This window comes from Neorhizobium sp. T25_13 (genome assembly GCF_002968675.1).
GTDB classification, from domain to species: domain Bacteria; phylum Pseudomonadota; class Alphaproteobacteria; order Rhizobiales; family Rhizobiaceae; genus Neorhizobium; species Neorhizobium tomejilense.
Genome location: NZ_PVBI01000011.1, coordinates 101,501 through 121,525, shown reverse-complemented (window position 1 = coordinate 121,525; position 20,025 = coordinate 101,501). Strand labels below are relative to the sequence as shown.

The window sequence follows — 20,025 nt, the reverse complement described above, 5'->3', positions numbered from 1 at the left end:
CGCTCCTGCCTTTGAGAAAGACTGTCGATGAACAAGCTTGCCAGATGGGGTTTGACGATGCCGGCGACGATCGCCGTCGTCCTGCTTCTGGTCATTCCCGTCGTGCTGACGATCGCCACCACGTTCGGCGAGGCGGCCGGTCCGTTTTCCACCTACACGGCCTTCTTCAAGAGCGGCTTCCGCATGGCCGTCCTCTACCGAACCCTTCAAGTCGCCCTGATCACCACGGGCATCGCGCTCGTGGTCGGCTTCATCACCGCATATGTCATCGCCCAGATGCCGGGACGCCTGAAGAGCATCATGATCGTCGCCGCGGTCTTTCCGTTGCTGACCGGCGTCGTCGTCCGCTCCTTCGCCTGGCTGATCATCCTCGGCAAGAACGGCATCATCAACAATGCCCTGATGTCGGTCGGGTTGATCGGCGAGCCCCTGTCGATGCTCTACACCCAAGGCTCCGTCATCGTCGCGATGGTCTATTTGTTCGTGCCGCTGATGATCCTGACGCTGGTCGGGGTGCTCGAGGGAATCCCGCGTGACCTGATCGAGGCGTCAGCGTCGCTCGGCGCCCGGCCGATCCCGACCTTCCTCCAGGTCATCCTGCCGCTTGCAGCCCCCGGTCTCATCGTCGGCGCGGTGCTGGTCTTTACCGGCAGCTTCACCTCCTATGCGACCCCCCAGCTCCTCGGGGGCGAAAAGCAGATGATGATGGGCACCTTCCTCTACCAGCGCGCCATGGTGACCTTCGACTGGGTCGGCGCCTCGACGATCGCCGCCATCATGGTGGTCATAACCATCGGCGTCGTGCTCATCATGAGCCGCATGGCACGCCGGCTCAACCCGATGGCGGTCTGATGGCGACGCGTATTCACCCCCTGCTCGGCGCTTTTGCCATTCTCGTCTTCTTCTTCCTGCTCGCGCCTCTGGTGATCATCGTCGGCTCGGCCCTCAGCGACACGACATTCCTCACCTTCCCGCCGCAGGGGCTGACGCTGCGCTGGTTCGCCAACATCTTCCAGATGGAAGCCTTCCGCCGCACGGCGATCACCAGCCTGCAGGTGGCGCTTCTCGGCACCGGCCTGTCTCTGTTGATCGGCATTCCGGCCGCTTACGCGCTCAATCGTTATCGGGTCGAGCTGCCCCGTTGGCTCTCGACACTGTTCGTGCTGCCGATCCTGGTGCCGGAAATCGTCTTTGGCTTCGCGCTCCTGAAGTCGATCACGATAGGCCTCGGCCTGCCGGTCTTTATCAGCCTTGTCGTCGGCCATGCGCTGCTGATCCTGCCCTATTCGGTGCGCGTCGTCGGCGCTAGCCTCGCCTCCTTCGATTTCTCGATCGAGGAGGCCGCGAGAAGCCTCGGCTGCCCACCGCTCAAAACCTTCATGACCGTGGTGCTGCCAAACATCCGCGCCGGCGTCATCGCCGCCTTTATCCTCGCCTTCATCACCTCCATCAACGACGTGTCGGTCTCGGTCTTCCTGACCGGCCCGGGCATCTCGACGCTGCCGATCCAGATTCTCGCGCATATGGAGCAGTTCTTCGATCCGACGATCGCTTCCGTTTCCGTGCTTCTGATGCTGGTGACCGTCGGCGTCATGGCGATCGTCGAAGCGACGCTCGGCCTCACATTCCTCACCAAGTAGGTTACCGTGACCGTATCTCTGACCATTGAAAACCTCTCGGCCCACTACGGCACCACGCAGGTCCTGAAAGACCTGTCGATCTCCGTTGCGGCGGGCGAACTGGTGTCGCTGCTCGGCTCCAGCGGCTGCGGCAAGACGACGACGCTGCGCCTGGTAGCGGGTTTCCTGCAGCCGACCAGCGGTCGGATCAGGCTCGGCGACCGCGATCTGACGACATTGCCGGCCCATGCCCGCAACATCGGTCTCGTCTTCCAGAGCTATGCGCTTTTCCCGCATCTGAGCGTGCTCGACAATGTCGCCTTCGGCCTGAAGCAGCGTGGCCTCGCCAAGCCGGACCGCACGAAGCGGGCGATGGCGATGCTGGAACGTGTCGGCCTTGCGCCGCTCGCCGACCGCCTGCCGGCAGCGCTGTCCGGCGGCCAGAAACAGCGCGTCGCGCTTGCCCGAGCTCTCGTCATCGAGCCGCCGCTCCTGATGTTCGACGAGCCGCTCTCCAACCTCGATGCCAAGCTCAGGATCGACATGCGCGTCGAAATCCGCCAGCTGCAGCGCGCCAACGGCACCACCTCGCTCTACGTCACCCACGATCAGGAAGAGGCGTTTTCGATCTCCGACCGCGTCGCGATCATGAATGCCGGCCGTATCCTGCAGCTCGATACGCCGGAAGTGCTCTACCAGAAGCCGGCCAGCGCCTTCGTTGCCCGCTTCGTCGGGTTCGAGAACCTGATCCGCATGAAGGTCGTCGACCGCCAGTCGGCAATCGTTACCGCCGAGGCGACCGGCGGCACGCGGCTTCACCTTTCCCAGGATCTGTTTGGCCCGATCAAGGACGATTTCATTCTGGCCTGCCGCGCTGACGGGCTTGCGGTCCGCCGCGAGGGCGAAGGTATCCCGGCAGTCCTCGGGACGCGCACCTATCTCGGCCGTGCCTACCAATACAAATGCCAAACGGCTGCAGGCGAAATCACCGCCAACGGCCCGCTTTCCGACCCCTTGGATGCCGGCGCCCGGGCGGTGCTCACACCGCTGCCGGAGCAGTGCTGCATCCTCGATCCGGAAAACTGAACCCGAAATAGAATACGAACCGGGCCGTTTGCCGGGGGCGTTGACGCAAGTCAAACCCCCGAAGCGGTCCGTATGTCAGCACATCATGGTCACAATCCTTCAACCGGCAGCGTATTTGCGCTGTGAGGCCAAAGACCATGAATTACGTCTCAGAAACACTCTGGCTGTCGATCGGCACCTTCCTGGCGTTGCTCGCGGCCGCCTACACCCATGACAGCCTGTTTGCGGCCCATATGTGGGTCCTGTTCTTCGTGCTGCTGATCAGCACGACCGTCTTGATGCGCAGGATCTCCTTCGCGCCGCAGGCGCCCGCGATAAGCCTGCCGCCAAAGTCCGAATATTTCGACGAGGTGGTCAAATACGGCACCATCGCCACGGTTTTCTGGGGCGTCGTCGGTTTCCTGGTCGGCGTCGTCATCGCACTCCAGCTTGCCTTTCCTGACCTGAACATCGAACCCTGGTTCAATTTCGGCCGCCTGCGACCGCTGCACACTTCGGGCGTCGTCTTTGCCTTCGGCGGCAATGCACTGATCACCACATCGTTTTATGTGGTTCAGCGCACCTGTCGCGCCCGCCTTTTCGGCGGCAATCTCGCCTGGTACGTGTTCTGGGGTTATCAGCTTTTCATCGTCATGGCGGCGACCGGCTATCTGCTCGGCATCACGCAGTCGCGCGAATATGCCGAGCCGGAATGGTATGTGGACCTCTTCCTGACGGTCGTCTGGGTCGCCTATCTCGCCGTTTTCCTCGGTACGATCCTGAAGCGCAAGGAGCCGCATATCTATGTAGCGAACTGGTTCTATCTCGCCTTCATCGTAACCATCGCCATGCTGCACGTGGTGAACAACCTGGCGGTTCCGGTCTCCTTCCTCGGCGTGAAGAGCTATTCGGCCTTTTCGGGCGTCCAGGATGCGCTGACCCAGTGGTGGTACGGGCATAACGCGGTCGGTTTCTTCCTGACCGCAGGCTTCCTCGGCATGATGTATTATTTCGTGCCGAAGCAGGTCAATCGCCCGGTCTATTCCTACCGGCTGTCGATCATCCACTTCTGGGCGCTGATCTTCCTCTATATCTGGGCCGGCCCGCATCACCTGCACTATACGGCGCTGCCCGACTGGGCCCAGACGCTCGGCATGGTCTTTTCGATCATGCTCTGGATGCCCTCCTGGGGTGGGATGATCAACGGCCTGATGACGCTCTCGGGCGCCTGGGACAAGATCCGCACCGATCCAATCGTCCGCATGATGATCATCGCCATCGCCTTCTACGGCATGTCGACCTTCGAAGGCCCGATGATGTCGATCAAGGCGGTCAATTCGCTCAGCCACTATACGGACTGGACGATCGGCCACGTGCATTCCGGTGCGCTCGGCTGGGTCGGCATGATCTCCTTCGGCGCCATCTACTACATGACGCCCAAGCTATGGAACCGCGAGCGGCTCTACAGTCTCGATCTGGTCAACTGGCACTTCTGGCTCGCCACCCTCGGCATCGTCGTCTACGCCGCCGTCATGTGGGTTGCCGGCGTCCAGCAGGGCCTGATGTGGCGCGAATACGACAACCAGGGCTTCCTGGTCTATTCCTTCGCCGAAACGGTCGCGGCCATGTTCCCCTACTACCTGCTGCGTGCGGTGGGTGGTGCCATGTACCTCGCAGGCGGGCTCATCATGGCCTTCAACGTCACCATGACCATCCTCGGTTATCAACGGCAGGAGCGGGTTCGGGGTGGTGCTTCCCCCGCCGCTCTCCAGCCGGCCGAATAAGGAGGGAACCACTCATGTCCATTCTCGACAAACATCACTACATCGAACGCAACGCGACCCTGCTCCTGGTCGGCTCGCTGCTCGTCGTCTCGATCGGCGGCATCGTGGAAATCGCACCGCTCTTCTATCTCGAAAACACCATCGAGAAGGTGGAAGGCATGCGGCCCTATTCGCCGCTCGAGTTGGCCGGGCGCGACATCTACATCCGCGAAGGCTGTTATGTCTGCCATAGCCAGATGATCCGCCCCTTCCGCGACGAGGTGGAGCGCTACGGTCATTACAGCCTGGCGGCCGAATCCATGTACGACCATCCGTTCCAGTGGGGGTCGAAGCGCACAGGCCCCGATCTCGCCCGCGTCGGCGACCGCTACTCGAACGAATGGCACGTCCAGCACCTGATCGAACCACGCGACGTCGTGCCGGAATCGGTGATGCCGAGCTACGCCTTCCTCAAGGAGACGCCGCTCAAGATCACCGACGTCTCCATGGAGCTGAAGGCGAACCGCGCGGTCGGCGTCCCCTATTCGGACGAAATGATAGCGAGCGCCAAGGCGGACCTTTCCGCCCAGGCCGATCCGAACGCCGACACGTCCGGCCTGCTCGCCCGCTATCCCAAGGCCAAGGTCGGCGATTTCGACGGCAATGCCCAGAGTCTCACGGAGATGGATGCGCTGGTCGCCTATCTGCAGATGCTCGGCACGCTGGTCGATTTCTCGACCTACGACGATGCCGCCGGTTACCGCTGAGGGGACAAATCCATGGAATTCTACACGGCCATGCGCCACTTCGCCGATAGCTGGGGTCTGCTCGCCATGACCCTGTTCTTCCTCGGCGTTCTCGTCTTCACCTTGCGCCCCGGCGCGAAAGCCTCTGCAGACGAGGCCGCCCGGATCCCTCTGAAGGAGGATTGAACATGCCGGAAAAACATATGGCGGAAAAACATATCGACCAATTGAGCGGCGTTGAGACCACCGGCCACGAGTGGGACGGCATCCGCGAGCTCAACAATCCGCTGCCGCGCTGGTGGCTCTGGACCTTCTATGCCTGCATCCTGTGGTCGGTCGGATATGCGATCGCCTACCCTTCCATTCCGCTCCTGACCGACGCGACGAAAGGCCTGCTTGGTTATTCGAGCCGTGCCGAGCTTGCGGCAGATCTCGATGGTGCGAAGGCTGCCCAAGGCGGCATCCTGGAGGAAATCTCCAGTTCGTCGCTGGAAGAGATCGTCGCCGACCCCCAGCTTAGCCAGTTTGCAATCGCAGGGGGCGCTGCCGCCTTCCGCGTCAACTGCACCCCGTGCCACGGCACGGGTGCCGCCGGCGGGCAGGGCTACCCCAATCTCAACGACAACGACTGGCTGTGGGGCGGCGATGTCAACGCTCTTTATCAGACGATCGCCCATGGCATCCGCGATCCCGCCGACGGCGAGACCCGCATTTCAGAAATGCCGGCCTTTACGGATATGCTGAAGCCGGACGAGGTGCGCCAGGTTGCGGCCTACGTGGTGAGCCTCACCGGAACCCCGCGCGATCCAGCGATGGTCGAGCCCGGAAAGCAGCTTTTCACCGACAATTGTGTCTCATGTCATGGCGAGAAGGCCGAGGGCAACCGCGACCTTGGCGGGCCGAGCCTTGCCGACGCGATCTGGCTGAAGGCTCGCGGCGAGGCGGAGATTGCCAGGCAGATCCAGGCCCCGAAACACGGCGTCATGCCGGCCTGGGGAGCCCGCCTAGGAGACGTCGCCGTCAAGCAGCTCGCCGTCTACATTCACTCGCTCGGCGGCGGGGAATGATCAGGCTTCCGCCGACAGATACCGCAGCTCGATACCGGCCGGGGCGCGAATGCCCCGGTCGTTCGTCAGGAAGACATCGCATCCGAGAGCTTCGGCGGTGGCGACGTGGATGGCATCAATGAGCTTCATGTTGAGTTCGGCGCCGAGGGCGGCGGCGCGCTTGATGAGAGCAAGACTGACGGGCGCGAGTGAGATAAACTCAGCATTGCTCAAAATGGCGAGGAAAACAGCCGAAACATCCGGAGCATCGCGAGGTACCCCGCGTAGGCATTCACCGAACGTGATCTCGCTGGAAAATAACCTCCATTCACTTCCGATGAAGGCCATCACGGCGTTTTCAGCCAGGGATTTGAACGCGGGTAAACCATCGACGTAGTAGATCAGGACATTGCTGTCGACATAGACCTTACCGGTCATATTGACGATCTTCGCGGAATTCGCGGATCTGGCGATCGATCTCTTCCGCGGATCGGCCAGGACGTCCCAGCGCATCGATCCGCGCAGACATTTCACGGAGGAAAGCCCGCCGTCTCTCTATCTCCGACCGATCCGGCGCGTCGACGACGGCTGGGGGAAGATCCTTCAGCTTGTCGACGACGACCTCTGCACGTGAACGATTGATACGAGCGGCGGCGGCATCAATCCGCGACAGCATCTCGTCATCCACCTCGATTTCCAGCTTATGCAGGCCCATGGTCTTCTCCCGGTTGCGGTGAAGAATAGTGCATTTTGCAGGTCCCCGCCAGAATGTCGCGGTCTGCTGCCTTCGCCCGTTGACTTTAGTCAAGGGAGATTGCTCGCCCCGGTGCGAGACTACGGCCACAAAGGATCGGCCAATGAATCTCTACACCGCCTCCCATCTGCAGCAGAACGGTTCTTCCGTTGAGCGCATCGATGTCCAGCCCGTGCATTCGCCGGGCAAGCCGCTTTACGAGAAGCGCAAGAAGATATTTCCCAAAAGGGCCGAAGGGCGCTTCCGTCGCTTCAAATGGCTGGTGATGCTGATAACCCTCGGCATCTATTACCTCACTCCCTGGATCCGCTGGGACCGCGGTCCCTTTGCGCCCGATCAGGCGGTGCTCGTCGATCTTGCGAGCCGCCGTTTCTATTTCTTCTTTATCGAAATCTGGCCGCAGGAATTCTTCTACGTCGCCGGGCTTCTGGTGATGGCCGGTTTCGGCCTTTTCCTGGTGACCTCGGCCGTCGGTCGCGCCTGGTGCGGTTATGCCTGTCCGCAGACGGTCTGGGTCGATCTCTTCCTTGTCGTCGAGCGCTTCTTCGAGGGCGACCGCAATGCCCGCATCAAGCTCGACACCGCGCCCTGGAGCCTCGACAAGCTCTGGAAGCGCGTCGCCAAACACGCTACCTGGCTGGCCATCGCGGTGGCGACCGGCGGCGCCTGGATCTTCTATTTCGCCGACGCGCCCTCGCTCGCCTTCGATTTCGTCACCGGCCAGGCGGCGCTCATCGCCTATTCGACCGTCGCGACCCTGACGGCCACCACCTACGTGCTCGGCGGACTGCTGCGCGAACAGGTCTGCATCTACATGTGCCCCTGGCCGCGCATTCAGGCTGCCATGCTGGACGAGAGTTCGCTGGTCGTCACCTATAACGACTGGCGCGGCGAACCGCGCAGCCGCCATGCCAAGAAGGCGGCAGCAGCCGGCCAGCCGGTCGGCGATTGCGTCGATTGCAACGCCTGCGTGGCGGTCTGTCCCATGGGCATCGACATCCGCGAAGGCCAGCAGCTGGCCTGCATCACCTGCGCGCTCTGTATCGACGCCTGCGACGGCGTGATGGACAAGATCGGCAAGCCGCGCGGCCTGATCGCCTATGCGACGCTCGACGAATACGACGCCAACATGGCGCTTGCGACAAACGGCAGCACGACGCCGATCGACCCTGTGCGGGTGCGCAATCCGGACGGTTCCTTCATCGACAAGGTCCGCCACTTCGACTGGAGGGTGATCTTCAGGCTCCGCACGCTGATCTATTTCGGCGTCTGGTCTGCCGTCGGTCTCGGCCTCGTCTTCGCGCTTCTCGCGCGCGACCGGCTGGAGGTCAACGTGCTCCATGATCGCAACCCGCAATTCGTGCTGGAATCGGATGGTTCCATCCGCAACGGCTACACGATCCGGCTGCTCAACATGATCCCGGAGCCGCGCACGATCATGGTCTCGATGGAAGGCCTGCCCGAAGCGACGATGAAGATCTCCGGCGTCACGGACGTACCGGGCCGCCTCTTCGCGGTGCAGGTGGAGCCCGACAAGACGCTTGCCTTGAAGGTTTTCGTGACCCTGCCCAAGGATGCCGTTTCCTCCGAGGCCGTCGATTTCCACTTCATCGCCGAGGACCGGTCGAGCCACGAAAAGGACAGCTATTCAGCCGTCTTCAACACACCGGGAGCCAGAAAATGAGCCCGACAAAAATGAACGCGATCCCTGCAAAATCCTTCGTATTCACCGGCTGGCACATGGTCGGCGTGCTGGTGCTCTTTTTCGGCACCATCATCTCGGTCAATTTCTACATGGCCTATAACGCGGTCACCAGCTGGAGCGGGCTGGTAGCGGAAAACACCTATGTCGCCAGCCAGCAGTTCAACGGCAAGGCGGCCGAGGCGAGGACGTTGACGGCGACCGGCGTCACCGGCCGCATCACCGTCAATGGCTCCGATGTCCGTTACGAGGTCTTCCACCCGAAGAACGGGCCGGTCGCCGCTGATGGGCTGACGCTGAAGTTCAAACGACCGGTCGGCGAACATCAGGATTTCGAACTCGACCTCGTTCCCGTCGGCCAGGGGATATTCGTAGCCACCCATGAAATCCTGCCAGGCCATTGGATCGTCGATGCGAGCGCCATCCGGGATGGCAAGCGCATCCTGCATCAAGCCGAACGCATCTCGGTTTTGAGGAGGGCGGAATGAGCTGCTGCGCGCCTGGAGCCGAAGGCTATTCGGACCTTCCGCTTCCGTCCTCCGAGGAACTGACGCTGTCCAGCCGGATGATTTCCCCTGGCTTGCGCCAGACCGATCTCAGCGTTCCGCAGGTCCATTGCGGCACCTGCATCGCGACGATCGAGAAGGCGCTCAATGCGCTGCCGTCGGTAGAGCGGGCACGGGTCAATCTCTCCACCAAACGCGTTTCGATCATTTGGCGGGAAAAGGCCGGAGATGTCGACACGGATCCGGTCGAGCTGGTCAGGGCGATCGTCGACGCCACCGGCTATGATGCGCATCTTTTCTCGAATGCCGAGGAGGTCGGCGAAAAGCTGCAGCGCGACCTCATCCGCGCCGTCGCGCTCTGCGGTTTTGCGGCGGCAAACATCATGCTGCTTTCGGTTTCGGTATGGTCGGGTGCCGATGCCTCGACACGCGACATGTTCCACTGGATATCGGCACTGATCGCCGCGCCGGCGCTGATCTATGGCGGCCGTTTCTTCTATCAATCGGCCCGGAATGCGCTCAGCCGCCGCCGCACCAACATGGACGTGCCGATCGCGCTCGCCATCACGCTTTCCTATGCGGTGTCGCTCTGGGAAACCATGCATCATGGCGAACATGCCTGGTTCGACGCGACGGTGTCGCTGTTGTTCTTCCTGCTGATCGGCCGCACGCTCGACCATGTCATGCGCGACCGGGCTCGAGCCGCGATCAGCGGCCTCGCACGCCTGTCGCCCCGCGGCGCCACGGTTATCGGTCCGGACGGCTCGCGCGACTATCGCCCGGTGGACGAAATACGGCCGGGCGACCGGGTGGCGATTGCGGCCGGTGAGCGGGTGCCGGTCGATGGGCTCGTCGAGAGCGGCGCAAGCGATATCGACGTCTCGATCGTCAATGGCGAAAGCGCGCCGAGGCCGGTCCGTGCCGGGGACATGATACAGGCAGGAACGCTCAACCTCACCGGTTCGCTGGGGCTGAGAGCGACGGCCGCGGCGAAGGATTCCTTCCTGTCCGAAGTCATTTCACTGATGGAGGCGGCAGAGGGTGGACGGGCGCGCTATCGTCGGATCGCCGATCGCGCGGCGCAATATTATTCTCCTGCCGTCCATTTTCTGGCGCTTGCCGCTTTTCTCGCCTGGGGTTTCATCGGCGGCGACTGGAAACACGCGATGCTGGTGGCAATCGCCGTGCTGATCATCACCTGCCCCTGCGCGCTCGGCCTGGCCGTTCCGGTGGTGCAGGTGGTCGCTGCCGGCCGGCTGTTCCGGAACGGCATCATGGTCAAGGACGGTTCGGCCATGGAACGGCTTGCCGAGATCGACACGGTGCTCTTCGACAAGACCGGCACGCTGACCCTCGGCCGGCCGCGGCTGCTGGATGTCGAGCGGTTCGACAGGAAGCAGCTTGCCCTGGCCGCCGGCCTCGCCGCCCATTCGCGCCACCCTCTCTCCCAGGCGCTTGCGATGGCGGTATCCGGCCCGGTTGCGGTCTTCGAGACGGTCACTGAAATCCCGGGGCGCGGCCTCGAAGCGGTGACGCCCGCCGGCGTCTACCGTCTCGGCAACCGCCGCTTCGCTCTGTCAGTGCCGGACGACGGAAGTCCGGGCAATAGCGTGACCGAGACGGTTCTCTCGCTCGACGCCAAGGAAATAGCCACCTTCCGGTTCGATGATTCGCTCCGCCCCGGCGCCCTGACCGCCACGGCATCCCTCGCGGCAAGCGGTTTCGAGACGGGCATACTATCGGGTGACCGGCGCCGGGTGGTTGCCGATCTCGCCACCCGCCTCGGCCTCGAACATTGGCAGGCGGAGCTTTCGCCGAGACAGAAGGCGGAGTTCTGCACCTCGCTCGAAGCAAGTGGCCGCAAGGTGCTGATGGTCGGAGATGGCATCAACGATGCCCCGGCGCTCGCCGCAGCGCATGTTTCGATCGCGCCGGCGACGGCGGCGGACGTCGGCCGTCAGGCCGCCGACTTCGTATTCATGCGCGACAGCCTCGAAGCGGTGCCGCTGGCGCTCGATATCTCGCGGCGCGCCGGCCGGTTGATCCGCGAGAATTTTGCGCTTGCCATCGGCTATAATGTCATCGCCGTGCCGATCGCGCTTGCCGGTTATGCGACGCCGCTGATTGCCGCCGTTGCCATGTCCACGTCGTCGATCATCGTCGTCGCCAACGCCCTCCGGCTCGGCGGATCGGGAAGCAGTGCCGAGGCCGATGCGGCGGAGAGCCACGGTCGAGCAAAAACCCCTCCCGAGGAGGCCCGCGTCGCATGAACATGCTGATCTATCTCATCCCGATCGCGCTTTTCCTCGGTGGTCTTGGCCTCTTCGCCTTTCTCTGGTCGCTGAAGAGCGGCCAGTACGACGATCTCGAAGGCGCCTCCTGGCGCGTGCTTCAGGACGACCCGCCGGAATGAATCAGGAATCTTGGGCAAAGGCAGGCCCCAATGCGGGTGCCGCCAGCCACTCAGGCATTTCTTGGGCGATTGTCAAAAAAAGGACCGCAGATGCAGCCCTTTTGAAACCCTGCTCAGTCCAGCAGTTCGCGAAGCCGCACCGCGAGCTCCCTGGCGGTGTAGGGTTTCTTTAGCCAGCTACCGGATTGGGCGAGCTCGCGTCCGGCGATGGCCGGTTCGGCATAGCCGGAGGTGAACAGCACCTTCATGCCGGGCCGTCTGGCGCGCACTTCGGCCGCCAGTTCGTCACCCGTCATTCCGCCTGGCATCACGATATCGGTGAAAAGAAGGTGGATGCCGTCGTGCTGGCCGAGCTGGTCCAGCGCCTCCTGGCCGTTCGAGGCTTCGATAACGCCGTAACCGAGCTGCGTCAGCCGGGACACGGCGATGCGCCGGACGCGAGGATCGTCCTCGACGACGAGGATCTTTTCGGTGCCGCCGGGAATGGTGGCCTGCTTCGAGCCGGCCTCGACGGTAAGCGGACCCGCCGCCTCCGTCTTGCGCGCCACCGGCAGGAAAATCCGCACGCTCGTGCCCTGTCCCGGCTCGCTATAGAGCTGGATATGCCCGCCGGACTGTTTGGCGAAACCGTAGACCATGCTGAGGCCGAGACCTGTTCCCGCGCCCAGGCCCTTGGTGGTGAAGAATGGCTCGAAAGCCTTGTCCTTGACGTCGGAAGGCATGCCGACGCCCGTATCGGTGACGGAGATCAGCACGAAATCGCCGGTGCGGACATCGGGATACATCTGCGCATAATCGACATCCAGCCTGACGCGGGAGATCTCGATCGTCAGCTTGCCGCCGCGCGGCATCGCGTCCCGGGCATTGAGCGTCAGGTTGAGAAGCGCGTTCTGGAGCTGCGATGCGTCGACCAGCGCTTCGTTGGAAACGCCGGTAACGGTGGTGCGAAGCTCGATCGTTTCCCCGAGCGTTCGCCTGAGAAGCTCCGAGAAGCCGGAGACGAGATTGCCGACATCCGCGAGCTTCGGGTTGAGCGGCTGGCGCCGTCCGAAGGCCAGAAGCTGGCCTGTCAGTTTGGCGCCGTCTTCCGCAGCACCCTGGGCTTCATGCAGCAGTTCCAGCAGGCCTGCATCCGCGACCTTGTTCTCGATCATCTCCAGATTGCCGCTGATGACGGTGAGAAGATTGTTGAAATCGTGCGCCAGGCCGCCAGTCAGCTGGCCGATCGCTTCCATTTTCTGGGCCTGGCGAAGTTCTTCTTCGATCTTGTGACGGCTGGTGAGGTCGCGGACGAAGCCGGTGAAAATGCGTTTTCCATTGGTGACGGCCTCACCGACCGAAAGCTCCATCGGAAACGTGCTCTTGTCCTTGCGCTGCCCAGTCACGACGCGGCCGTAGCCGATGATCCGGCGCTCGCCTGTGGTGAGGTAGCGCGAGATATATCCGTCATGGGCTTCGCGATCGGGCGATGGCATCAGCATCTTCACATTCTGCCCGCAGACTTCGTCGGACGAGTAGCCGAACAGCTGCTCGGCCGCGGTGCTGAAGGAGGAAATGCAGCCGACTTCGTCGATGACGATCATCGATTCCGGAACCGTATCCAGAATGGAGCGCAGATGCGCTTCGCGTTCGGCAAGATCGTTCTGCACCCTTTTCATCTCGGTAATATCGTTGTTTGTTTGGATGATGATCGAAGGTCCGTCGCTCGACGGATTGACGGCCACCCAGCGGCTCGCCACGACGACGGAGTGACCGTGCCTGTGGCGATGGACGACCTCTCCCTGCCAGGTATGGTAGGTCTGGACGTGACGGCGGATCTCGTCGAGCGGCTCGGGAAACTGCGTCGCCAGCAGCTCGTGGACGACCCTTCCGAGAGCCTCCTCCCGATGCCAGCCGTAAAGCTGCTCGCAGCCGCTCGTCCAGCGGCTGATGATGCCGTCCACGCCGTGGACGATGAGGTTGGCATCGTCGAGAAGAAGAGTGACGGCATCGAGTTGGCTTTCCGTCGTGGCTTCGGGTCCTGTCTTGCCGATCATGTCCAATCCGTCTAATGGCGCCGTCGCTCGCCGAGAGCGATCAGGTCGCGCCGCATGTCCCCACAGTCATCGTCGTCACCGGCGAGTTGCGCAAGCATCCCCGGCCGTTCGATTCTTATGGAATGACGGGCGGCCGGGTCCAGAACATTCAACACGCCTTTGCCGATAAGCCTGGTGATAGTACGCGAAACGGTCTCGATCGTCAGTCCGAGATAGTCGGCCATGTCCTGCCGGCTCATGGAGAGCTCGACGACCGGCTGCGCATTGCGTTCGGCCATCGCGCGTTTCAGGTATCTCAGAAGGAAGGTGCAGAGCCGCTCTTCCGCGCTTTTGCTCGACAGGAGCACCATCTGGTCCTGGGCTGCGGCCATTTCGTCGCAGACGCGGGCAAAGACCTTCGGCCTCAGGCTCTCGGAATTGATGATGGCTGCCTCGAATTGCCGACGCGCCAGCCGGCGGACCTTCGCCGTGGTGATGGCTTCCGCAGTGTAGATATAATTATCCCGGAACGACACGCCGATCATATCGCCGGCATGCAGAAACCCTGTAATGACCCGGCGTCCGTCCGAAATGATCCGGAAAACGCGCAGCGTCCCCTCCATGACCTCGAAGATATGCCTGGCCTCGTCGCCCTCGAAGAACAGGGCCTGGCCGGCCGACAGATATTCCACAGGCTGCTTCGCGAACAGCGAATGGAGACAATCCGGTTCGTCGAGCGGTCTTGCTGCTGCCGTGTTGAAGGTCTTCGCATAATCCGTGACAAACATGAAACTGCCCCTATCCGTTTGGTTAAGGCAGTTGACCGAATCCCGGTAACGCGCGAATGCTAGTCGTGTGAAAGACGGTTCTAATTGGTAACAATCTGTAACACGCCGGTTCCCTGCTGATGTCATCCCCCGCAAGCTCAGCCAACATCCTCGTCGTCGACGACGATCCCCGAATCCGCCAGATGCTGACGCGGTATTTCGAGGGCGAAGGATATGCCGTCAGCGCGGTATCCGACGGACAGGAAATGCGCGCTCAGCTGAAACGGCAGGAGGTCGACATCATCCTCCTCGACCTGTCGTTGCCCGGCGGCCAGGACGGTTTTGACCTTGCCCGGGAAATCCGGATGCAATCGGACGTTCCGATCATGATGCTGACGGGCCGCGACGACGTGGTCGACCGGATTATCGGGATCGAGATCGGTGCAGATGACTATATCGCCAAGCCGTTTCACCTGCGCGAAGTGCATGCGCGGCTGAAATCGATCCTCAGGCGGCGCCAGCCGGCTCAGCCGAAGCAGGAGGAAAACGAGGAGAAGATCGTCCGTTTCGAAGGATGGACGCTCAACCTTTCCAGGCGCCAGCTGCTGTCTAACGAAGATGGCGAAGTCGAGCTGACGACGGGCGAATTCGACATGCTGGCGGCCTTCGTGCAGCATGCCGGCCGGGTGCTGACGCGCGATTTTCTGATGGACGCGACGAGAGGACGGCAGCTCGACGCCTTCGACCGCACGATCGATGCCCAGATCGTCCGGCTGCGCCGCAAGATCGAGGCGGATGCCAAACATCCCCAGCTCATCAAGGCTGTTCGCGGCGTCGGTTACATTTTCACCGGCAAGCTCGGCTGATCAAAAAACGACCTGCCTGTCCGCCGCGGAAAGCCCGGCGAAAGCTCTTTCCCTGATATCGTCCGCATCGGAGCCCTGCAGCGGAATCGGCCCCAAAGGCAGGTCGTGGTCCACCGGCCTGCCGACCGAAATCGGCAGCAATTCCAGTCTTTTGCACGTACCGTCATCGGCAAGCGTCAAGCGGATCGCGGCACTGCGCCAGACATCGACATGCTTTTCGTCATAGGTCGCCGGCCGCCCGGTGTGAAAGACGAAGTTGCCGAGGCCGGCGACGATCACCCGCCCGCGATAAAGGATGAGCGGCTGCATGACCGGCGCGCCGGTACCAAGCACCAGGTCCGCGCCGCAGTCGATCAGGCCGCGACAGAGATCGAGCAGCCAGTCGGGCGTTGTTTTCCAGTTCGAATCCCAGTGATGGCCGTGGAGCGCCACCGCCACCAGATCCCCTATCGCCTTTGCGGCATCGATGCCGTCGACGAGCCGCTGCATATCCGTCTCGTCCGCCGTCCAGCGTGCACCGATGGCGTCGCCGGCAGCGACGGGAGTGCCGAAGACCTCCAGTTCCGGGCGTTCGCCCGCATCATAACCCACTGCAGCACGTGCCGCGCCGCGTTTGTCGTCGCCGAGGGTCCCGACTATCCTCTTCAGCGTCTCGAATTCTTCGGCCGGCACGCTCACTGTCCGCTTCATCCGCAAGGGGGCAATGCCGCCGCGCTCGGTCGAGGCATAGTTGATGTCCGGCTGCGGCCCGAGATCGACGGAGAAGATGGCGAGAGACTGCTCAGGTCCCGGCACGATGACCGGCGCGGCGGCCTGCTCGATATCCCGCCCGCTGCCGGCAAGCTTCAGCCCGGCCGCTTCCACCGCGGCGCGCGTCGACGCGATGCCCGGCGGGCCGAGGTCGAAGGCGTGGTTATTGGCATGCGTCACCGCGTGAAAGCCGAGTTCCCGGATGGAAATCAGCGCATCCGGGGAAGCCAGATGCAGCGTCTTCGTCTTGGTGGGCCATGCCCCTGCCGTCTCCACCGTCGCCTCGAGATTGCCGAAGACAACATCCGCCTCGAGGAAATCCTGGACCTCGGCCTGTCCCTCGCCATGGAGGTCGAGGGGGCCGTGGATCAGGATCTGGCCGGTAACGGCGACGGTGAGCATGGCCTCGTTCATTTCGCGATGGGCTTCAGCGCCGCCATTGCCACTCTACCGACGATCGGCAGGCGGATGGCGGATGCACGCATATCATCGCAGAAAACGGTGTTGCGGGCCACTTGGCTTGTGCGTCCCCGGCCCTCCGGCGCATAGCTATTTGGATTGATGTCGTACTTCGGGAAATTGGATGATGAGATATCAACCCGGATGCGGTGGCCCCTGGCGAACAGGTTGGCGGTCGCGAACGGCTCGATCGTCACCTTGAACACCTCATCCTTGACAATCGGCTCCGGCTTTTCGAAGGAGTTGCGATAGCGGCAGCGGATGATCCCGTCGGTTATGTTGAGCGCGTAGCCGGTCGGGTAATCCTTGCTCGGCGGATAGACGTCGACGAGTTTCGCGGTGAAATCCGTGTCCGGCGCATCCGACGAGACATAAAGTTCGACCGTGATCGGCCCGACCACGGCGACATCTTCGGCGAGCGGCTCGGTCTCGAAGGAGAGCACGTCGGCACGCGCCGAAAGCGGCAGGCCCGGATGTTTCGAGCCGTAGAATTTGTCGCCCTCGCGTTGGTCGAAGCCGCCGCCTTCGAAGATCGGTTGGCCGCTCGTCAGCGATCCGCCGATCGTCGGAACCGGGTTCTTCGGGTCGAAGTCGTAGGTGAAGGGGGAAGCCTCCGCCTTCGGCCTGTCGGTCGAAAGCGAGCCGTTTTCATGGATATAGTAATTTCGGAATTCTGTTCCCGGCAGCGGCCAGTCGGCCGCCTCGATCCAGTGCCCGCCATGATCCAGCCGGCCGTCCGCGTTGCGCGTGCCGGACCCGCCACCCATCACGAAAGCCCGCACCACCGGCTCCTGCGCAACCGTGTTGTCCTTGCCCTTCAGCCAGTGGTCGAACCAGTTGCGGCGGAAGGATAGCCAGCTTTCCATCACATTGCCGCCAAGCGGTGCGGCCGGCCCGAAGGAGGTGTCGCCGGCAAGCGTCGCATTGCGGTTGCCGTGCAGCCAAGGCCCCATGATCAGCTGCAGCGGTCGGCTGTCCTTGCCGGAAAGTCCGCGATAGTTGTCGAGCGTCGATTTCACATAGGCGTCGTACCAACTCGACATCAGCACGACAGGCACTTCCGGAAAGGTCTCGTAGAAACCTTCCATGTAAAGCCCGACCCGGCGCCAGCTTTCGTCGAACGTGCCGCTGCGCCACTGGTCGAGCAGGTAGCTTTCATATTCCGGCATCCAGCGCACCGGAGAATTGCCTTCGCTCCAGGGCATGACGTTGAACCATGCGTGAAGGTCCTCCGCCTCGATCGCCGCACGGGCAACCTCATTGCCCTCGCCGATCGCCTGGTTATAGGCCCAGGTCGCCTGCTTCAGTTCGAAGGCGCCGCCCTGGCGGATGCCGCACTGATAGGCGTTCGAGAATCCGCCCGAATCCATCACCATGCAGGCCAGCCCCGGCGGGTTCAGGCAGGCGAGCGCTGCTTGAGTATGGGCCGCATAGGAAAGGCCCATCGTCCCGAACTGGCCGTTCGACCACGCCTGTTCCACCAGCCAGCAGGCGGTATCGTAACCGTCGGCGGCTTCCGAAATGTATTTGCTGAATTCGCCCTCGGAATTGTAGCGGCCGCGGCAATCCTGGTAGATCACGGCATATCCCGCCCGGACGAAATAGCTCGCAACCTCATGGCGCTTCATCGGCTCCGCCATGCCCACTTCGATCTCGGAACGCGAGCGCTCCGCCTTGCCGTAGGGCGTGCGTTCCATGATCGCCGGAAGCCGGCCTTCGATCGCCTTGCCGTCCTTGGCGGGCCGGTAGACGTCGGTCGCCAGCCTCACGCCGTCGCGCATCGTCACCATCACATCCCGTTCGACGACCACGTCGTCGGCAATCACCTCGAAGCGCGATGGCGTCAGAGTATCCATGTCCATATCCTCGAATTTGCAAATCAATTCCGGGCCAGCCCCACCACACGTCAGGCCGGCCCGGGATATGCCGCGGCTCCAGGAGAGAGGGCCGCAGCAAACTGTTGAGTGCGGAAAGACTTACTTGGCGATGCCGGCGAGCGTCGCGGCGGTGTCTTCCGTCATGTTGGCGACATAGGAGAGGTTTGCCTTGCCGGCCCAGTGAACCTTCTGCCAGTAGAGCGGGATGACTGGAATGTCGGAAAAGACCAGCTTGGTCGCCTTCTGCAGCAGTTCCACGCGCTTCTTGACGTCGAATTCGGCGGTGGCGGCACGCATCGCATCGTCGAAGGCCGGGTTCGAATATTTCGTCCGGTTGAACGAGCCGGTGCCCGCATCCTTGTTGGCCGTCATCAGCAGGTTGCGAAGACCCGTGGCGGAGGTTGGCGTAGAGTTGCCGAGCGAGAAGATGAAGGCTGAGAATTCGCCGGCCCCGGCGCCCTTGGTGTAGACGTTATAGGGCTGAGCGACGACGCCGTTCACCTTCAGGCCGCCGCGCGCGAGCATCTGGCCGAGCGCCTGCGCCACTTCCGCATCGCCCGGGAAGCGGTCGTTGGAGGTGTGGATGGTGATGCCGAAACCGTCCTTGTAGCCGGCTTCCGCAAGCAGCTTCTTGGCGTTTTCAGCGTTCATGGCGGGCGCCGCGATCGACGGATCGTTGCCGGCGACGCCCTTCGGAACCAGCTGGCCTGCAGCTTCCGCCGAACCGTCGAGAATCCGGTCGATGATCAGCTGGCGGTTGACCAGCTCGGAGAGCGCCTGCCGGACCTTGATATCCTTCAGCGGGTTCTTGTCGAGCGGCTTGCCTTCCTTGTCGGTGATGAAGGGCGTCTTGTCGCGGGCGCTGTCGAGCGCCAGGTAGATCATCCGGGACGAGGGGATCGAGAAGACCTTGAGACCGGAGATGCCCTGGAGGGTCTTCACGTCGCCGGGCGGCACGGCGTCGATCAGGTCGACGGAGCCGGAGCGAAGGGCTGCGACGCGCGAGGCGTCGTTCGAGATGAACTTGATCGTGACGTTGTCGAAATCCTGTTTCTTGCCCCAGAAGGCATCGTAGCGGGTGAGCTGCAGGTTGTCGCCCGGCGTCCAGGACTTGAACTTGTAGGCGCCGGTGCCGATCGCCGCCTTACCGCTGTTGAAATCCTCGATCGAGGCGCCTTCCGCGACCTTCTTTTCGACGATGTAGACGAAGCCGACCTGTTCGATGAAATCAGGCGTCGGCTTCTTGGTCTTGATCTCGACGGTCAGCTTGTCGATCGCCTTCATGCTGTCGATCGCCCCGACATTGCCGGAGAACGGCGCCGGGCTGTTCGGGATATCCTTGGCGCGGGTGAGCGAGAAGATCACGTCCTCTGATGTCAGCGGGTTGCCGTCGTGGAATTTGACGCCGTCGCGCAGTTTGATCTGCCATGTCAGCGGATCGACATTTGTCCAGGAGACGGCAAGCGCCGGCTCGACATTGATTGCCGGGTCGGTCTGCACCAGGCGGTCGAAGACCTGCATGGCGATGTTCTGGTTGTTGCCGGTGCGCGAAAACTGCGGATCGATCGCGGACGGCTCGGTGGCGCTGCCGAGTATCAGGTCGGCGGCCTGCGCCGAGCTCAGCGCGATGACTGAGGCCGCAACCCCGGCCAGGAGAAATTTCATCGGTTTCATTAT

19 protein-coding genes are annotated in these 20,025 nt (G+C 62.5%); 12 read left to right on the top strand and 7 right to left on the bottom strand.

Features of this window, described 5'->3' with window-relative positions; translation table 11 throughout:
* Nucleotides 1-27: 27 nt before the first annotated feature.
* From C5J22_RS23465 to ccoP, 7 genes are all read left to right on the top strand, one after another.
* Complete coding sequence (locus C5J22_RS23465; RefSeq protein WP_105440213.1) at nucleotides 28-852, top strand: ABC transporter permease; 825 nt, start codon at nucleotides 28-30, stop codon at nucleotides 850-852.
* Nucleotides 849-1,640 carry an ABC transporter permease gene (locus C5J22_RS23460; protein WP_037086550.1) on the top strand — a complete coding sequence of 264 codons (792 nt, stop codon included), beginning with the start codon at nucleotides 849-851 and terminating at the stop codon, nucleotides 1,638-1,640. Before C5J22_RS23465 ends, C5J22_RS23460 begins: the two co-directional genes overlap by 4 nt.
* A 6-nt stretch (nucleotides 1,641-1,646) precedes the next feature.
* Nucleotides 1,647-2,705, top strand: coding sequence for an ABC transporter ATP-binding protein (locus C5J22_RS23455; protein WP_105440212.1), 1,059 nt, complete (start codon nucleotides 1,647-1,649; stop codon nucleotides 2,703-2,705).
* Nucleotides 2,706-2,842: 137 nt separating this feature from the next.
* A complete protein-coding gene (gene ccoN / locus C5J22_RS23450) occupies nucleotides 2,843-4,468 on the top strand; it encodes a cytochrome-c oxidase, cbb3-type subunit I (RefSeq protein WP_105440211.1) in 1,626 nt (541 codons plus the stop codon).
* Nucleotides 4,469-4,482: 14 nt separating this feature from the next.
* Nucleotides 4,483-5,214, top strand: coding sequence for a cytochrome-c oxidase, cbb3-type subunit II (gene ccoO / locus C5J22_RS23445; protein ID WP_105404987.1), 732 nt, complete (start codon nucleotides 4,483-4,485; stop codon nucleotides 5,212-5,214).
* A 12-nt stretch (nucleotides 5,215-5,226) separates the two neighbouring features.
* A complete protein-coding gene (locus C5J22_RS23440) occupies nucleotides 5,227-5,379 on the top strand; it encodes a CcoQ/FixQ family Cbb3-type cytochrome c oxidase assembly chaperone (protein WP_007762698.1) in 153 nt (50 codons plus the stop codon).
* A gap of 17 nt (nucleotides 5,380-5,396) precedes the next feature.
* Nucleotides 5,397-6,260, top strand: a complete 864-nt coding sequence (gene ccoP, locus C5J22_RS23435) for a cytochrome-c oxidase, cbb3-type subunit III (protein ID WP_105440247.1) — start codon at nucleotides 5,397-5,399, stop codon at nucleotides 6,258-6,260.
* On the opposite strand, the gene C5J22_RS23430 is transcribed toward ccoP, so the two are convergent.
* Both C5J22_RS23430 and C5J22_RS31345 read right to left on the bottom strand, forming a co-directional pair.
* Entirely contained in the window at nucleotides 6,261-6,677 is a 417-nt protein-coding gene (locus tag C5J22_RS23430; protein ID WP_172724217.1) for a type II toxin-antitoxin system VapC family toxin, read from the bottom strand.
* On the bottom strand, nucleotides 6,667-6,954 hold the full coding sequence (locus C5J22_RS31345) for a hypothetical protein (RefSeq protein WP_172746757.1): 288 nt from the start codon (nucleotides 6,952-6,954) through the stop codon (nucleotides 6,667-6,669). Before C5J22_RS31345 ends, C5J22_RS23430 begins: the two co-directional genes overlap by 11 nt.
* Before the next feature lie 142 nt (nucleotides 6,955-7,096).
* Here C5J22_RS31345 and ccoG point away from each other — a divergent pair, with 142 nt between their 5' ends.
* The 4 genes from ccoG to ccoS are packed head-to-tail and all read left to right on the top strand — an operon-like array spanning nucleotide 7,097 to nucleotide 11,614.
* Nucleotides 7,097-8,677 carry a cytochrome c oxidase accessory protein CcoG gene (gene ccoG / locus C5J22_RS23425; RefSeq protein WP_105440210.1) on the top strand — a complete coding sequence of 527 codons (1,581 nt, stop codon included), beginning with the start codon at nucleotides 7,097-7,099 and terminating at the stop codon, nucleotides 8,675-8,677.
* A complete protein-coding gene (locus C5J22_RS23420) occupies nucleotides 8,674-9,183 on the top strand; it encodes a FixH family protein (protein ID WP_245440510.1) in 510 nt (169 codons plus the stop codon). Before ccoG ends, C5J22_RS23420 begins: the two co-directional genes overlap by 4 nt.
* Nucleotides 9,180-11,471 (top strand): cation-translocating P-type ATPase, encoded by a 2,292-nt coding sequence (locus tag C5J22_RS23415; RefSeq protein WP_105440209.1) that lies wholly within the window; start codon nucleotides 9,180-9,182, stop codon nucleotides 11,469-11,471. The genes C5J22_RS23420 and C5J22_RS23415 overlap by 4 nt, the downstream gene beginning before the upstream one ends.
* Nucleotides 11,468-11,614, top strand: coding sequence for a cbb3-type cytochrome oxidase assembly protein CcoS (ccoS, locus tag C5J22_RS23410; protein WP_007757373.1), 147 nt, complete (start codon nucleotides 11,468-11,470; stop codon nucleotides 11,612-11,614). The genes C5J22_RS23415 and ccoS overlap by 4 nt, the downstream gene beginning before the upstream one ends.
* Nucleotides 11,615-11,727: 113 nt before the next feature.
* Here ccoS and C5J22_RS23405 read toward each other — a convergent pair whose 3' ends face one another.
* The gene (locus tag C5J22_RS23405; RefSeq protein WP_105440208.1) at nucleotides 11,728-13,650 is read right to left on the bottom strand and encodes a PAS domain-containing sensor histidine kinase; all 1,923 of its coding nucleotides are present in this window, start codon (nucleotides 13,648-13,650) and stop codon (nucleotides 11,728-11,730) included.
* Nucleotides 13,651-13,661: 11 nt separating this feature from the next.
* Entirely contained in the window at nucleotides 13,662-14,417 is a 756-nt protein-coding gene (locus C5J22_RS23400; protein WP_105440207.1) for a cyclic nucleotide-binding domain-containing protein, read from the bottom strand.
* A 119-nt stretch (nucleotides 14,418-14,536) separates the two neighbouring features.
* Here C5J22_RS23400 and C5J22_RS23395 point away from each other — a divergent pair, with 119 nt between their 5' ends.
* The gene (locus C5J22_RS23395; RefSeq protein WP_105416823.1) at nucleotides 14,537-15,262 is read left to right on the top strand and encodes a response regulator; all 726 of its coding nucleotides are present in this window, start codon (nucleotides 14,537-14,539) and stop codon (nucleotides 15,260-15,262) included.
* Here the strand turns inward: C5J22_RS23395 and C5J22_RS23390 are convergent, their stop codons facing one another.
* The 3 genes from C5J22_RS23390 to C5J22_RS23380 all read right to left on the bottom strand — a co-directional run bounded on the left by C5J22_RS23390 (nucleotide 15,263) and on the right by C5J22_RS23380 (nucleotide 20,022).
* On the bottom strand, nucleotides 15,263-16,426 hold the full coding sequence (locus tag C5J22_RS23390; protein WP_105440206.1) for a CapA family protein: 1,164 nt from the start codon (nucleotides 16,424-16,426) through the stop codon (nucleotides 15,263-15,265). It lies immediately after the preceding gene.
* The gene (locus tag C5J22_RS23385; protein ID WP_245440509.1) at nucleotides 16,423-18,327 is read right to left on the bottom strand and encodes a CocE/NonD family hydrolase; all 1,905 of its coding nucleotides are present in this window, start codon (nucleotides 18,325-18,327) and stop codon (nucleotides 16,423-16,425) included. Before C5J22_RS23385 ends, C5J22_RS23390 begins: the two co-directional genes overlap by 4 nt.
* Nucleotides 18,328-18,447: 120 nt before the next feature.
* Nucleotides 18,448-20,022, bottom strand: a complete 1,575-nt coding sequence (locus C5J22_RS23380; protein ID WP_105440205.1) for an ABC transporter substrate-binding protein — start codon at nucleotides 20,020-20,022, stop codon at nucleotides 18,448-18,450.
* Nucleotides 20,023-20,025: the final 3 nt, after the last annotated feature.